General features: G+C 74.8%; 17 protein-coding genes. 7 read left to right on the top strand and 10 right to left on the bottom strand.

Annotated elements, in window-relative coordinates; all coding sequences use genetic code 11:
• Positions 1-70: 70 nt before the first annotated feature.
• The 4 genes from IN07_RS12285 to IN07_RS12270 all read right to left on the bottom strand — a co-directional run bounded on the left by IN07_RS12285 (position 71) and on the right by IN07_RS12270 (position 4,063).
• A complete protein-coding gene (locus IN07_RS12285) occupies positions 71-589 on the bottom strand; it encodes a sigma-70 family RNA polymerase sigma factor (protein ID WP_036336142.1) in 519 nt (172 codons plus the stop codon).
• Positions 590-739: 150 nt separating this feature from the next.
• Positions 740-2,092 (bottom strand): cytochrome P450, encoded by a 1,353-nt coding sequence (locus IN07_RS12280; RefSeq protein ID WP_036336141.1) that lies wholly within the window; start codon positions 2,090-2,092, stop codon positions 740-742.
• Positions 2,089-2,847, bottom strand: coding sequence for an alpha/beta fold hydrolase (locus IN07_RS12275; protein ID WP_036336140.1), 759 nt, complete (start codon positions 2,845-2,847; stop codon positions 2,089-2,091). The genes IN07_RS12280 and IN07_RS12275 overlap by 4 nt, the downstream gene beginning before the upstream one ends.
• A 43-nt stretch (positions 2,848-2,890) precedes the next feature.
• Positions 2,891-4,063 (bottom strand): MFS transporter, encoded by a 1,173-nt coding sequence (locus tag IN07_RS12270; RefSeq protein WP_052091196.1) that lies wholly within the window; start codon positions 4,061-4,063, stop codon positions 2,891-2,893.
• Positions 4,064-4,130: 67 nt separating this feature from the next.
• Between IN07_RS12270 and IN07_RS12265 the strand changes: the two genes are divergently transcribed.
• Positions 4,131-5,255 (top strand): NAD(P)/FAD-dependent oxidoreductase, encoded by a 1,125-nt coding sequence (locus IN07_RS12265; RefSeq protein WP_036336139.1) that lies wholly within the window; start codon positions 4,131-4,133, stop codon positions 5,253-5,255.
• 19 nt (positions 5,256-5,274) lie between these two features.
• On the opposite strand, the gene IN07_RS12260 is transcribed toward IN07_RS12265, so the two are convergent.
• Positions 5,275-5,982: a class I SAM-dependent methyltransferase gene (locus IN07_RS12260; RefSeq protein ID WP_036336138.1), complete on the bottom strand. Its 708-nt coding sequence runs from the start codon at positions 5,980-5,982 to the stop codon at positions 5,275-5,277.
• Positions 5,983-6,081: 99 nt separating this feature from the next.
• Between IN07_RS12260 and IN07_RS25255 the strand changes: the two genes are divergently transcribed.
• A complete protein-coding gene (locus tag IN07_RS25255; protein ID WP_156119159.1) occupies positions 6,082-6,606 on the top strand; it encodes a DNA-directed RNA polymerase subunit alpha C-terminal domain-containing protein in 525 nt (174 codons plus the stop codon).
• A gap of 26 nt (positions 6,607-6,632) precedes the next feature.
• Here IN07_RS25255 and adhP read toward each other — a convergent pair whose 3' ends face one another.
• Positions 6,633-7,643, bottom strand: a complete 1,011-nt coding sequence (gene adhP, locus IN07_RS12250) for an alcohol dehydrogenase AdhP (RefSeq protein ID WP_036336136.1) — start codon at positions 7,641-7,643, stop codon at positions 6,633-6,635.
• A gap of 197 nt (positions 7,644-7,840) precedes the next feature.
• Between adhP and IN07_RS25775 the strand changes: the two genes are divergently transcribed.
• Both IN07_RS25775 and IN07_RS25770 read left to right on the top strand, forming a co-directional pair.
• The gene (locus tag IN07_RS25775; RefSeq protein ID WP_052091195.1) at positions 7,841-8,071 is read left to right on the top strand and encodes a hypothetical protein; all 231 of its coding nucleotides are present in this window, start codon (positions 7,841-7,843) and stop codon (positions 8,069-8,071) included.
• Entirely contained in the window at positions 8,020-8,514 is a 495-nt protein-coding gene (locus tag IN07_RS25770) for a universal stress protein (RefSeq protein ID WP_052091194.1), read from the top strand. Before IN07_RS25775 ends, IN07_RS25770 begins: the two co-directional genes overlap by 52 nt.
• An 11-nt stretch (positions 8,515-8,525) precedes the next feature.
• Here IN07_RS25770 and IN07_RS12240 read toward each other — a convergent pair whose 3' ends face one another.
• Entirely contained in the window at positions 8,526-8,942 is a 417-nt protein-coding gene (locus IN07_RS12240) for a flavodoxin domain-containing protein (protein WP_052091193.1), read from the bottom strand.
• Positions 8,943-9,021: 79 nt separating this feature from the next.
• A complete protein-coding gene (locus IN07_RS12235; RefSeq protein WP_036336135.1) occupies positions 9,022-9,663 on the bottom strand; it encodes a CBS domain-containing protein in 642 nt (213 codons plus the stop codon).
• A 306-nt stretch (positions 9,664-9,969) separates the two neighbouring features.
• Here IN07_RS12235 and IN07_RS12230 point away from each other — a divergent pair, with 306 nt between their 5' ends.
• The 3 genes from IN07_RS12230 (at position 9,970) to IN07_RS12220 (ending at position 12,590) form a co-directional block, all read left to right on the top strand.
• The gene (locus IN07_RS12230) at positions 9,970-11,013 is read left to right on the top strand and encodes a TerC family protein (protein ID WP_036336133.1); all 1,044 of its coding nucleotides are present in this window, start codon (positions 9,970-9,972) and stop codon (positions 11,011-11,013) included.
• Complete coding sequence (locus IN07_RS12225; RefSeq protein WP_036336131.1) at positions 11,010-11,330, top strand: winged helix-turn-helix domain-containing protein; 321 nt, start codon at positions 11,010-11,012, stop codon at positions 11,328-11,330. Before IN07_RS12230 ends, IN07_RS12225 begins: the two co-directional genes overlap by 4 nt.
• A gap of 135 nt (positions 11,331-11,465) precedes the next feature.
• Entirely contained in the window at positions 11,466-12,590 is a 1,125-nt protein-coding gene (locus IN07_RS12220; RefSeq protein ID WP_036336130.1) for an NDMA-dependent alcohol dehydrogenase, read from the top strand.
• A 43-nt stretch (positions 12,591-12,633) separates the two neighbouring features.
• Here IN07_RS12220 and IN07_RS12215 read toward each other — a convergent pair whose 3' ends face one another.
• Positions 12,634-13,233 carry a TetR/AcrR family transcriptional regulator gene (locus tag IN07_RS12215; protein WP_036336128.1) on the bottom strand — a complete coding sequence of 200 codons (600 nt, stop codon included), beginning with the start codon at positions 13,231-13,233 and terminating at the stop codon, positions 12,634-12,636.
• A gap of 25 nt (positions 13,234-13,258) precedes the next feature.
• On the bottom strand, positions 13,259-13,601 hold a 343-nt coding region (locus IN07_RS12210; RefSeq protein ID WP_197058456.1), incomplete at its 5' end, for a hypothetical protein.

The raw sequence follows: 13,601 nt of genomic DNA, 5'->3' as shown, positions 1-13,601 counted from the left end.
CTCGGCGACGTGCGCCCGGTCGGGGTCGGGGACGCCGGCCGGCTCGTCGAGCAGGCGGCGCAGCGTGCCTTCAGTCGGATGACGCATGACGGGTCAGCTCCTTGCGCAGTGCGGATTCGGCGCGTCGGACGGTGGTGCCGACGCTGCCGGGGGACATGTCGAGTGCCGCGGCGACCTCGGCGTAGCTGAGGCCGCTGTGCCTCAGCACGAGGGCCACGGCCTGCTTGCGGGGCAGCCCGCCGAGCGCGGCCCGGACGCGGCTGCGGTCGTCGCGGGTGAGCACCGCCTCGGCGACGTCGGGGGTGGTGACGTCGCCGAGGCGGTGCACGGTCTCCTCCCGGGACGCGCGGCGCCGCCCGGAACGGATCAGGTTGAGCGCGGTGTGGACGGCGGCGACGGACAACCAGCCGGGCGCCTCGGCGGCCGGCACGGTGGACCGGCCGAAGGCCAGGAAGACCTCCTGGGCGACGTCCTCGGCCTCGTCCCGGGAGCCGAGCACCCGGGCGGCCACGGCCACGACCTGCGGGTAGTCGCGCCGGAACACCTCGCCGAGGTCGGACCGCACGGCACCGGACACGGCACCCGCCACCGTCCTGTCCTCCCTCTCGACCCGACCCGCTGTGCGCGCCGGCATCGGCAGCCGTACCGCCGCCGGCGCTCCGTACCGAACGAGGTCCATGCCCCTACAGCACCGCCGCGAGCGCAGTTGTGACACCCGGTCGCCGCGAGTCTGCCCGGCTCAGGCGGCGACCCAGCGGATCGGCAGCCGCTTCACCCCGCGTTGGAAGCTCGACCGCAGCAGCGCCGGCGGCGCGTCGAGCTCCAGCACGCTGGTGCGCCGCAGCAGCTCGGCGAACAGCGCGCGCATCTGCACCCGGGCCAGCTGGGCGCCCAGGCAGAAATGCGGCCCGTGGCCGAAGGACAGCTGCGGGTTGGGCGCCCGGCGGACGTCGAAGCGCTCCGGCTCGGCGAACACCCGCTCGTCCCGGTTGGCCGAGGTGAAGGAGACGACCACCTTGTCCCCGGCCCGCACCCGGGTGTCGCCGATCGTGACGTCGCGGGTCGCCGTCCGCCGGAAGACCATCACCGGCGTCCACCAGCGCAGCATCTCCTCGACCGCGCCGGGCAGCAGCCCCGGGTCGGCGCGCAGCTGGGCCATCGCCTCGGGGTGGGAGAGCAGCGCGATGAGCCCGCCGGGCAGCCCGTTGCGCAGCGTCTCGTTGCCGGCCACCGCGAACAGCCAGAACATGTTCTCGAACTCGGCGTCGCTGACCGGCGGGTCGTCCCCGTCGGTCTGGGCCAGCAGGATCGACATGACGTCCCGCCCGGGCGCGCGGCGCTTCTCCTCGGCGAGCAGCCGCGCGTAGGCGTAGAGGTCCGGCATCCCGGCGCGGGTGCGCGGGTCGGGCAGCCGCCCGTCGGCATCGGGCACCGGGCGCAGCGACACCGCCTGCCGGGCCATGGCCGTGCCGGTGCTGGCGTCGAACGCCGCCGAGGAGGCGTAGTCGGGGTCCTGCCAGCCGATCACCCGATTCGACCAGTCGAACATCAGCCGGCGGTCCTCGGCCGGGACCCCGAGCACGTCGGCGAGGGTGACCAGCGGCAGGTCGGCGGCAACGTCCTTGGCGAAGTCGCAGCGGCCCTCGCTGGCACCGGCGACCATGCCCTCGCTGGCACCGGCGACCATGCCATCGCCGGCACCGTCGACCATCCGGTCGACCAGTGCGGCCGCGGTGGCCTCGATCGAGGCGGTGAGCGCGGCCACCGCGCGCGGGGTGAACGACCGGGTCAGCAGGCGGCGCAGCCGGGAGTGGTCCGGCGGGTCCATGTTGAGCATCATCCGGCGGACCCAGGGCAGGTCTCCGGCGTCCTGGACCTGGGTGGCGCCGAGCCAGGAGGAGAAGGTGGCGGGGTCCTTGAGCACCCGCTCGACCTCGGCGTGCCGGAGGACCAGCCAGCAGCCGGGTCCGGCCGGCTCGTCGACCCAGGCGACCGGGCCTGCCGCGCGCAGCCGGGCCAGCTCCGCCAGCGGTGGGCCCGTCTCGTAGGTGGCCGGGTCCAGGAGGGGGGCGGTCTCCTGCGGCGCGGTCACAGGTCGTCCAGGAAGCGCTCCACGGTGGTCAGCAGCGCCACGGGCGTCTCGAACATCGCGTAGTGGCCGGCGTTGGTCAGCACCTCGAGGGAGGCGTTGGGGTACTGCTGCAGGAAGGTCTGCTCCATCACCGCGGCGCTCAGCGCCGGGTCGTGCTCGCCCACCACGACCCGGACCGGCACCGGGTCGCCCTGCACCTCGGCGGAGAAGTCGGTGCCCGCCCAGGCGTCCAGGTACGCGCCGAAGGCGGCGGGGTCGGACTGGTCGAAGGAGAACTGCACCATGCGGTCGAGCCAGGTGCGGCTCAGCCGGCCGCCGGTGGTGAGGTCCAGGATCGCGTACCGGTTGCCCCGGTCGCCCGCGGCGCCGCGGAAGAGCTGCTCGGCCTGCTCGTCGAAGGGGACGCCGGTGGAGGGGACCGGGCTCACCCCGATCAGGCCGGTGACCCGGCCGCCGGCGTCGACGAGCACCCGCTGCATCGCACTGCCGCCCATCGAGTGCCCCAGGACGGCGAACGACGACCACCCCTGCGCGTCGACGGCGGCCAGGGCGTCGGCGGAGATCTCGGCCAGCGTGTGCTCGCCGTCCTCCGCGCGGCGCGCGCCGTACCCGCGGTAGTCGAGGAACAGGACGCTGTACCGCTCCTCGTCGATCAGGTCGGCGAACGGTCCCCACCCGGTCGCCGAGCCGAACCAGCCGTGCAGTGCCAGGACCTTCCGGGGGCCGGTGCCGACCACGAGCGGTGCGTTCGCCATCCCGGGAGTGTCGTGGGCCACACGGTGAGGAGGCAAGGGCCCCTCAGCCCCGGCGCCGGAGCTCCAGCCACAGCCAGCCGGCCAGCGCTACCGGGACGGCGAGGAAGGCGGTCATCGCCGGGACCGTGCCGAAGGTCGAGCCCAGCCAGGCCAGCAGCAGCGGGGTGCCGAACCCGGCGTAGGCGAACGCGTAGAAGGCGCTGTTCATCGCGCCCCGGGCCTGCGGAGGCGCCAGCCGGGCGGTGAGGGTCAGCCCCGCGGTGAGGCACAGCCCACCCGCGCCGCCGAGCAGCGCCGCCGAGGGGAGCAGCAGCGCCTCGGACCCGGTGACGATCGCCGCGACGCCGAGGGCGTGCCCGGCCGCGGCGAGCACCATCCCCAGCGGTGCCGCACCCCGTGCCGCGCGCCGGCCGAGCCGGGCGGCGACCGCACTGGCGCCCAGCGCCAGCCCCGCGACCAGCCCGGCGTAGGCGACGCCCACCCCGTCGGGGACCACCAGCAGCGGCAGTAGCGTCGCTGCGATCGTCGGGAACGCGAACACCCCGACGGCGGTGGGGGCCAGCACCGCCCAGAAGGGGCGGCGGGCCTCCGGGGGCAGGCCCAGCGTCATCAGCTTGCCGCCGTGGCGGGCCTGGACGGTCTCCGGCACGGTGGCCAGCGCACCCAGCCCGACGACCAGGACGGCGACGTGCACCAGGTACGGCAGCGTGGTCGGGGCCGGGCCGTACTGGGCGAGCAGCCCGCTCATCGCCGGTGCGACGGCGAAGCCCAGCGACGTGGACACCGCGCCCCGGGTGGCTGCCGACTGCTGGCCGTCCGGGCCGGCCAGCTCCTGCAGCCAGGCGTTGGCCACGGAGAAGACCACCCCGGAGACGACGCCCTGCAGCAGCCGCCCGGTATAGAGCAGCGGCAGGTGGTCGACGGCAGGCAGGAAGAGCAGGGAGACCAGGCCGGCCAGCACGGCGAACGGCAGGACCAGGGCCCGCCGGCCGAACCGGTCCGAGGCGGGCCCGGACAGGGTCAGCGCGGCGATCAGGCCGATCGCGTAGCAGCCGAAGACGGCGGTGACGTCGGCGTCGGAGAGGTCCAGCGTGCGCCGGTAGACCAGCAGCAGCGGCGTGGGGATGTTGGTGCCCAGGGCGACGGTGAACAGCCCGAAGGTGAGCGCGTCGAGCTTCCGCCGCGCAGGATCCCGCTGGAGCGTGGCCGCCGGCATCCCCGGGACGCTACCGGGAGGCGGCGAGTCGATTGACTTTCGATAGTTCAGCATCGAGGATCGATTCATGGAGCCCGAAGAGCGCGCGGACGTGCTGGTCGTCGGCGCCGGGCTGGCCGGGCTGCACGCCGCCACCCTGCTCGCCCGGCGCGGCCACGACGTGCTGCTGGCCGAACGGCGTCCCGGCCTCAGCGGCGCGATCCGGACGACCGGGATCTTCGTCCGCAAGACCCTCGACGACTTCCCGCTGCCGCCCGACTGCCTCGGGCCACCGATCCGGCGGGTGGTGCTCCACCCGCCGTCACTGCGCCGCCCGGTGACGCTGGACAGCGGCCGCGACGAGTACCGGGTGGGCGACATGGGCGGGCTGTACCGGGCCGCCGCCCGCGCCGCGACCGACGCCGGCGTGCGGCTGGCGCTCGGCACGCGGTACTCCGGTCGGACAGCGGACCACTCGTTGCTGACCGGCCCGGACGGCCCGGTCCGGGTGCGCGCCCGGTTCGTGGTCGGTGCCGACGGAGCCCGCTCCCGGGTCGCGCGGGACCTGGGCCTGGACCGCAACCGGCACCTGCTGGTCGGCGCGGAGGAGGTCTTCGCCGTGCCCGGCAGCGCGGGGCCGCCGGCCTTCCACTGCGTGCTCGACCCCTCCCTGGCGCCCGGCTACCTGGCCTGGGTGGTCAACGACGGGCAGCACGCCCACGTGGGGGTGGCCGGCTACGCCGACCGCTTCCCCGACGGCCTCCGCCGGGCCGTGCAGCGGTTCGGCGCCCGCGCCCCCGGCCTGTCCGGGGTGTCGCGGCCGGACGACGTCGAACTGCGCGGGGGCCCGATCCCGGTCGGCGGACTGCTGCGCCGGATCGGCTGCACCGACGGGCTGCTCGTGGGGGACGCCGCGGGCGCGGTCTCCCCGCTCACCGCCGGCGGCCTCGACCCCTGCCTGCGACTGTCCGAGCACGCCGCCGACGTGCTGGACGAGGCCCTGCGGACCGGGCGGCCCGAGGCGCTCGACCGGTACGACGGCGCGGCGCTGCGCAGGAGCTTCCGCGGGCGGCTGCTGCTGCGCCGGGGGCTGGCCCAGGTGCGTACCCCGGCCATGGCGACCGCGGCCTTCACCGCGCTGCGCACCCCGGTGGGGCAGGCGGCAGCGCGGCGCATCCTCTTCGGCGACCGGTCCTTCCCCGCGCCCGGCTGACCTGCCCGGCTCCAGGTGCTCAGACCGCGACGGCGCTGACGAACACGCAGATCCCCTCGCCGTCCGTGGCGTGTGCCCGCAGCCCGACGAGCCGGAGCAGCCGGAGCTCCACCCGGTGGACCAGACGGCGCAGGCCGGAGTAGTCCATCGAGCCGGCGGTCCGGACCTCCAGCTGGTCGAACCCGGCCTGCCGGACGTGTTCGGTCAGCATCCAGTCGGGGAGCAGCGTGATGTGCCCCGGCTGGTAGTAGTGCCCCGGTCCGAAGAACACGGGGGCGCCCCGCAGCACCGTCTTCAGCAGCGAGTGCGGGTGGGTGACGTTCGGGGTGCTGACCAGCAGACGGTCCCCGGCCCGCAGCATCGACCGGATCGACCGGAGCACCTGCCGCGGGTTCTCCACGTGCTCCAGCGTCTCGACGCAGACGACGATGTCGAAGGGCCCCCGGGTCTCCTCGGTCAGCTCCGGGTGGTCCAGGTCCAGCCGGGTGATCCAGTCGTGCGGCGGCTCGAGGTCGGTCGGCACCACGTCGAAACCGGCATCCTTCAGCCGCATCGCCAGCGCACCGCAACCGGCCCCGACCTCCAGCACCCGGCCGCCCTGCGGGAGCGCGGCCTGCACCAGGGTCACCGCGTACTCGTGGACACCTGGTGCGGCGTGCACGGAGTGGCCGGCGTAGGACCGGTCGCTCGCTGTCCGCTGGATGGTCTTGCGCTCGACCCCGGTCACGCGGTCAGGGTGGCAGGAGTCGGCCCGGACGGCGATCCGACGTCGTCGGCGGGCCGGGGCGCGCGTCCAGGTGGCGCCCGGCGGCGTTACGTTGGCCCCATGTCGAACAGGACGCCGAGCGGTGTGCCCGGAGCGACCCTCCGCGAGCTGGGCCTGCCGCCGCGGACGGTGACCGTGCTGAACCGCGCGGGGGTCGACAGCGTGGCCGAGCTCGCGGCGCTCACCCGGGCCGAGTTGGCCGGGATCGCCGGCCTGGGCCCGGGGTCGCTCGCCGCGATCCGCGCTGTGGTGCCCGAGCCGACCACCGGCTCCGCGGGAGCCACGGAGCCGGAGCCGGTCGAGGAGGAGTCGCCGGATGCCCCGGCGATCCCGTCGTTCGACTCGCTCCGGGACCCGCGGCGGCGCACCGCGTTCGACGTGCTCGCCCCCGCGCCACCGCCGGCTGCACCCGCAGCCGAGCCCGCGCCTGCCCCCCGGCATGCACCGGTGGGGCATCCGCCTCCGGCGGAGTACCGCGACCTGCTGCGGTGGGGTGCACACCTGGCGATCGCTGCGGTGGGTGTCCCGCTGCGGGTGGCGCGGTGGTCGGTCCGGACGTCGCTGCGCCGGCTGCTCGGCGACTGAGCGGCACCCGACGCGGCCCGCGGCGGTCAGAACTGGAACACGATGCGGGCGGGGACGTGTCCGGCGAGCACGTCGGCCATCGCCTCGTTGACGTCGTCGAGCTTGCGGTCGACCGTGATCACCTTCGTGCGGCCGGCGGCGTGCAGGGCGAAGACGTCGGTGAGGTCGTTGCGGGTGCCGACGATCGAGCCGATCACGGACTTGCCGGACAGCACGGTGTCGAAGATCGGCAGCTGCATCGTGCCGTCGGCGGGCAGGGCCACGCAGACCAGCCGGCCGCCGCGGCGCAGCGACCGGTAGGCCTGATCGAACGACGCCGGTGAGGCGGCGAGTGCCACCGCGACGTCGGCGCCGCCGAGGGCCTGGATCGCGGCGACCGGGTCGGTGGTGGCCGCGTTGACCACCTCGTCGGCGCCGAGCTCGCGGGCCATCTGGAGCTTGTCGTCCTGGATGTCGACGGCGACGACGAAGCCGCCGGCGATGCGGGCGTACTGCAGGGCCAGGTGCCCGAGCCCGCCGATGCCGAACAGGGCCACGGTCTCGGCGGGGGCCACGCCGGCCACCTTGATCGCCTTGTAGGTGGTGACCCCGGCGCAGGTCAGCGGGGCGGCGTCGGAGCTGGAGACGCCCTCGGGGACCGGGGTGGCGAAGTCGGCGGCGACGACGGCGTACTCGGCCAGGGCTCCGTCGACGGAGTAGCCGGAGTTCTGCTGGGACTCGCACAGGGTCTCCCAGCCGCCGATGCAGTGCCGGCACTGCCCGCAGGCGGAGCCCAGCCAGGCGATCGCCACCCGGTCACCGACCGCCCGTGCGGTCACGCCGTCGCCGAGCTCCTCGACGACGCCGATGCCCTCGTGCCCGGGGATGAACGGGGGAGTGGGCTTGACCGGCCAGTCGCCGCGCGCGGCGTGGATGTCGGTGTGGCACAGGCCGCTGGCCTCCATCCGGACCAGCACCTGACCTGGCCCCGGCTGGGGGACGGGCACGTCCCGGACCTGGAGGGGGGCACCGAGCTCGGTGACGACAGCGGCCTTCATGGTGATCTCCGTTTCGACGACGGGGGTGTCGGCGTCGACGATCTCGGTGCTGGGCGCGGGCCGGCAGGGGCCAACGTCCCAGGCGGGCAGGACGAGGGCCCCCTGTGCCGGGTGCCCGGGGCGGGGAGCCTGGAGGGTGCGGGCGGCAGCGCACCGCCGCCGTCCGGCCCGATTCGTCGCAGTGGAACGGAGCGCTCGTGGAGACCGTCGCCTACGTCGCCGTCGTCATCGCCCTCTGGGTCCTGGCCGGGCTCGCCGCCGTGGTGGTGCTGCTCGCCCGGCAGGGCTACCGCCACTGGGGGTGGTACCTGATGGGCGCCGTCCTGGGCCCGCTGTTCATCCCGATCGCCGCCGAACGGGCCGACGGGACGTCGCGGTGCTGGAGCGCGGGGAGGGGAGCCCCCGGAACGAGGACCCGGACCGGCTGACCGTCGTCGTGGGCGTGGGCGGCTGCGCCGAGTCGGACGAGGCGGTACGGGAGGCGGGGCGGCTGTTCGCCGGCGGTGGGGCGGCCTTCGTCCTGGTGAGCGTGCTCGACCCCGACGTGGCCGAGTTCCCGGAGGACCCCCGGCGGCGGGCCGCCGACGACCTGCTCACCGACCGGGCGGGCTGGCTGCCCGAGGGCGCCGTGCTGGAGATCGGCTGCGGACAGCCCGCCCGGGTGCTGCTGGAGATCGCCCGGGCAGAGGCCGCCGACGTCCTCGTGCTCGGGCGCCGCGGACGGGGCTTCTCCCGCCGGCTGCTGGGCAGCGTCGCCGAGCGGCTGGCGCACGAGGCCGACGTCCCGGTGGTGTTCCCGCCCGCCGCCGTGGGCCGGCAGCCCGTCGACCGGACCACCGGCCAGGCCGGGCGCCCGGTCCGCCGCTCCTGACGGAGCCGGCCTCAGGACGGCGGGGAGGAGACCGCCGAGGAGCTCACCGCGCCGGCGAGCTCCTCGGCGATCTGCTCGGCCCACGCCTGAACGGCCGCCCAGTCGCGGGAGTCGCCGTCGGGAGCGCGCAGCGCGGTCACCATGGCCAGCTCGCCGATCCCGAGCAGGGCCCGGTCCAGTCGCCCGGGCAGCACCCGGTGTCCACGGGCGCCCACGGACGAGCCGATCGGCTCGGCGTCGTGCGGCTCGTCCGGGGGGAAGGGCGGTGCGCCGATCGGACCGCTGCTCAGCAGCCAGACCGGCCGGCCCCGCAGTGCGGTGGCGTGTTCGGCGGCGTAGTGCCGGGCGGGTTCCAGCCACCGGCCGGCGTAGACCGCACTGCCCAGCACGACGGCGTCGTAGGACGAGGGGTCGGGGCGGCGCTCCACCGGGACGGCGACTGCGCGGAGTCCGCAGCGGCGACCGGCCGGCGACTCCTGCAGGTGCCGGACGACCGCGGCGGGGCGGTCAGCCCGGGGGCCGGCTGTCCGGTCCCTGGTCGTCGGGCAGCACGCGCGCGGCCACGACACCCGGGACGGTCCGGGCGAGGGTCTCGACGGTGGCCCGCTCGCCGTCGGCCCCCGGGGTGCCGCGGGACCGCCGGACGGTCGCGACGCCCTCGGCGACCTCGACCGCCCAGCTGCCGGTCTCCTGCGTGTAGCTCTCCACCAGCCGGAGGAGGTCGGCCCGGATCTCCTCGTCCGGGCGGGCCAGCGGGCGCAGCAGGTCCCGGCGGCTGACGATGCCCGCCAGCCGCTCCCCGTCCAGCACCGGCACGCTGCGCAGCCGGGCGTCGACGAACAGCCGCGCCACGTCGGACACGTCCGCCGTCACCGGCACCGTGCGGACCGACGTCGTCATCACCCCGCGCACGAGCAGGGCCGGTGGCGCGTCGGGAACGGGCGACCGGCGGAGGTGGAGCCGGGGGTCGGGCGGCAGCCGGTCCCGGAGGACGTCGGCCTCGGCGACGATCCCGATCACGGCGCCGTCCTCGCCGACCACCGGCAGGGCGGCGAAGCCCCGCTCGGCCATGACCTCAGCCGCGTACTTCGCCGAGGTGTCCGGCCCCACGGTGACCACCTCGGGTGTCATCACGTCCCTGACCTGCACGGCTCCTCCTCGTCGTCGGCGGTGTCGCCGGCAGTGTCCTCGGCGGTGCGCCCCCGACGGTAGAGCCGTCGGCGGCGTCCCGGCAGGGTCCTCGGACCCGACCGGGGACGTGCTCGCCCAGCTGCCGGGTGTTCCGCTCTGGCGGAGACAGGTGAAGTCTGCTTCACTTGTCCTCGTCGTGGAGGGGAGTACCCCAACGCCACCTCGTCGTCAGCACGGCCCTCGTGGCCCGGCGGGATGGGGCTCCTGGGCGGGTGTCCGGGAGCGGGGGAGACCTCCGGTCGCAACCTGACCGGAAGGTGCCCTGTGGACGTCTCCCTCTGGATCTGGCTCGCCGTGCTGGCGGTCATCCTCGTCATGCTCGCCGTCGACCTCTTCGCCCACCGGAACGCGCACGTGATCGGCGTGCGGGAGGCCGCCGGCTGGTCGGCCGTCTGGGTCGCGCTCGGCGTCGCGTTCGGCGCCGTCGTCTGGTGGCAGGCGGGGAGTGAGTACGGCCAGCAGTACTTCGCCGGCTACCTGATCGAGAAGTCGCTCGCCGTGGACAACGTGTTCGTCTGGGCGATCGTGCTGACGTACTTCGCCGTGCCCCGGGAGTACCAGCACCGGGTGCTCTTCCTCGGCGTCCTCGGTGCCCTGGTCTTCCGCGGCATCTTCATCGCCGCCGGGTCGGTGCTCATCGCCAGCTTCAGCTGGGTGCTGTACGTCTTCGCGGCGTTCCTGCTCGTCACCGGCGTCCGGATGGCCCGGCAGCGCAACGAGCACCTGGACCCGGAGCGGTCGCGGGCGCTGCGCGCCTTCCGCCGCTTCGTGCCGATGACCGACGCGTACCACGGCCAGCGCCTCGTGGTGCGGATCGGCGGGCGACTGGTCGCCACGCCGCTGCTCGCCGTGCTGGTCGTCATCGAGGTCACCGACGTCGTCTTCGCCGTCGACTCGATCCCGGCGATCTTCGCGGTCACCGACGAGCCGTTCCTGGTGTTCACCGCCAACGCCTTCGCCGTGCTGGGCCTGCGCGCGATGTACTTCCTGCTCGCCGACCTGATGCACCGGTTCGTGTACCTCAAGGCCGGCCTGGCGCTGGTGCTGGTCTGGGTCGGGGTCAAGATGATGCTGAAGGTCGACCTGTTCTACGTGCCGACGACGATCTCGCTGGCCGTCGTCGCCACGATCATCGGCGTCTCGGTCGTGGCCAGCCTGCGGGCGACGCGTGGTCAGGGCCGGACGCCGGTGGCATCAGGGGCCGCTGCGCCCTTCCGGGTCGCCTCGGCCGAGGAGACGGCGGCGCTGGAGCCGACCTGGCGGCGGCAGCGGGTGGACACGACGGGAGAGGGGCACGGCGGGCGATGACCGGTGAGCGGCGGTGGACGTTCCTGACCAACCACGGGCACGTCCTGCTGGCCGTCGCCGGCGCCCCCGACCTCCGGGTCGCGGAGATCGCCGCGCAGGTGGGCATCTCGCCCCGCGCTGCGCTGGCGATCCTCCGCGACCTGGAGGACACCGGGTACGTGCGGCGGACGCGGGTCGGCCGCCGCACGCACTACACCGTGCAGCCGCACCAGCCGTTCCGGCACCCCGCTGCGGCGGCCCACGAGGTGGACGAACTGCTGGCCATCTTCGGTGGCCCATCGCCGTCCGGTGCCACCGCCGACACCGCCGGGCAGTGACGTGCGCCACTCCGGCCACCTAGGCTGCGGGTGTTCCTGACCGATCGGTCGGGAACCGCCCCGGGATGGGTCGCTGGTGCCCCGCGCCCACGGACGGGGCCGGTCGCACCGTCCCTGCTCGGAGAGGAGCACCCCGTGCCCGTCACCACCCGCGTCTCGCTCGTCCGCAAGGCACCCGGCACCTACGAGACGGCCACCGTCGAGCTCGACGACCCACGCCAGGGCGAGGTCACCGTCAAGCTCGCCGCGTCCGGGCTGTGCCACTCCGACGACCACGTCGCCACCGGGGACGTGCCGGTCGCCGTCTACCCCTACGTCGGCGGCCACGAGGGTGCCGGTGTGGTCACCGCGGTCGGGCCGAACACCCCCGGCTACGAGGTCGGTGACCACGTCGTCTTCTCGTTCCTGCCCGCCTGCGGGCACTGCGAGCCGTGCGCCCAGGGGCAGAGCAACCTCTGCGACCTGGGTGCCTCCCTGCTCACCGGCGCCCGGGCCGAGGACCCGACCAGCTTCCGGATGACCGAGGACGGCAACCCCGTCGGCCAGCAGTGCGGCATCTCCACCTTCAGCGAGTACACGACCGCCTCGGTCGACTCGGTGGTGAAGATCAGCAAGGACGTCCCGCTGAGGTCCGCCGCCCTGGTGGGCTGCGGGGTGCCCACCGGCTGGGGCTCGGCGGTCCGCTCGGCGAACCTCAAGCCGGGCGCCACGGTGATCGTGATGGGCATCGGCGGCATCGGCGCCAACGCCCTGCAGGGTGCGGTGCACGCCGGCGCCAGCACGGTCATCGCGGTCGACCCGGCCCCGTTCAAGCAGGAGAAGGCCAAGGAGTTCGGCGCCACGCACGCCTTCGCCGGCATCGAGGAGGCCACCGAGTACGCCCGGTCGATCACCAACGGGCAGGGCGCCGACGCCGTCATCATCACGATCGGCGTGGTGCAGGGCGAGCACGTGGCCCAGGCGCTGGCCGCGATCCGCAAGGCCGGCACCGTCGTGCTCACCGGGCTGGGCGACATCACCGCCACCGGCGCGCCCATCGCGCTCGGCGACCTGACCCTCATGCAGAAGCGGTTGCAGGGGTCGCTGTTCGGCGAGTCCAACCCGCGGCACGACATCCCCGCCCTGCTGCGCATGTACCAGGCCGGTCAGCTGAAGCTCGACGAGCTGGTCACCAGGGAGTACACGCTGGACCAGGTCGCCGAGGCCTACGAGGACATGCACGCCGGCAAGAACATCCGCGGCGTCATCGTCTTCGACTGACGCCGGACCGCGCCGCCCCAGCTCCTCGCCGGGGCGGCGCAGTTCAGGAGGGCGGGCGGCTGATCGTGGCGAGGAAGTCCTCGAGCACGGCCGTCTGGCGTTCCGGGGTGTTGTGGCGGGGGGAGAAGCAGGCGTTGATCTGCATCCCCATCGTCAGCGCGAGCACCGCGTCGACGATCCGGTCGTGCGGCCGGCCCGGTGCCAGTTCGCCGGCGGCCCGGGCCTGGCCCAGGTACATCCGCATCTCCTCGCGCCAGGTCTCCATGGCGCTGTCGTAGAACTCCACCAGCTCCGGCTGGCCGGCGGCGTAGTCCCAGAAGCCGATGACCACCCGGGCCTCGGCGAGCCGGACCTCGTCCAGCGGCATGATCTCCAGGCACAGCAGCCGGAACGCGGTGAGCCCGCCACCGTCACCGATCGCGGCACGGGCCCGCTCGTTCGTGGCGTCGAACGCCCGTTGGAACGCCGCCCGGAGCACGGCGTCCTTGTCGGGGAAGTACCGGGCCAGGGCGCCGTTGGCGTACCCGGCCTCCGCGGCCAGCTCCCGCATGGTGACCGCGATGAACCCCTTGCGGACGATCAGCGACCACACCGCCTCGATGATCTCGGTGCGGCGGGCGGCGTGGTCGACGATCTTCGGCACGGGGCTCCTCGGGACGCGGGGGTGCTCAGATGAGCATCGCGGTCATCCCCGACAGCATCACCAGCCCCCCGGAGAACCGGAGGGCCCCCAGTGCCCGCCCGGCACGCTCCGGCCGCGCCGGGACGTCCCCGGCCCGGTCGCGCGGCACGCCCTCGCGGGTCAGGTGCCGCACGGCGAGCCAGACCGCCAGGACCGCGACGGCGTAGGGCAGGGTGCCCGCGGCACCCCCGTGGTGTGCGCCGTGCACCCCCGCCACCGCGGTCCCGCCGTCGGCGCCGGCGAGCGCGATGAGCGCGGCCATGGCCGCGGTGTCGACCGCACCGGACCAGCGGGCGCACCGCGTCCGCACCCGGCGCAGCTGCCACCCC

Origin of the sequence: Modestobacter caceresii (assembly GCF_000761485.1) — a bacterium.
Taxonomy (GTDB): domain Bacteria; phylum Actinomycetota; class Actinomycetes; order Mycobacteriales; family Geodermatophilaceae; genus Modestobacter; species Modestobacter caceresii.
This window is presented reverse-complemented; position numbering and strand designations above follow the sequence as displayed.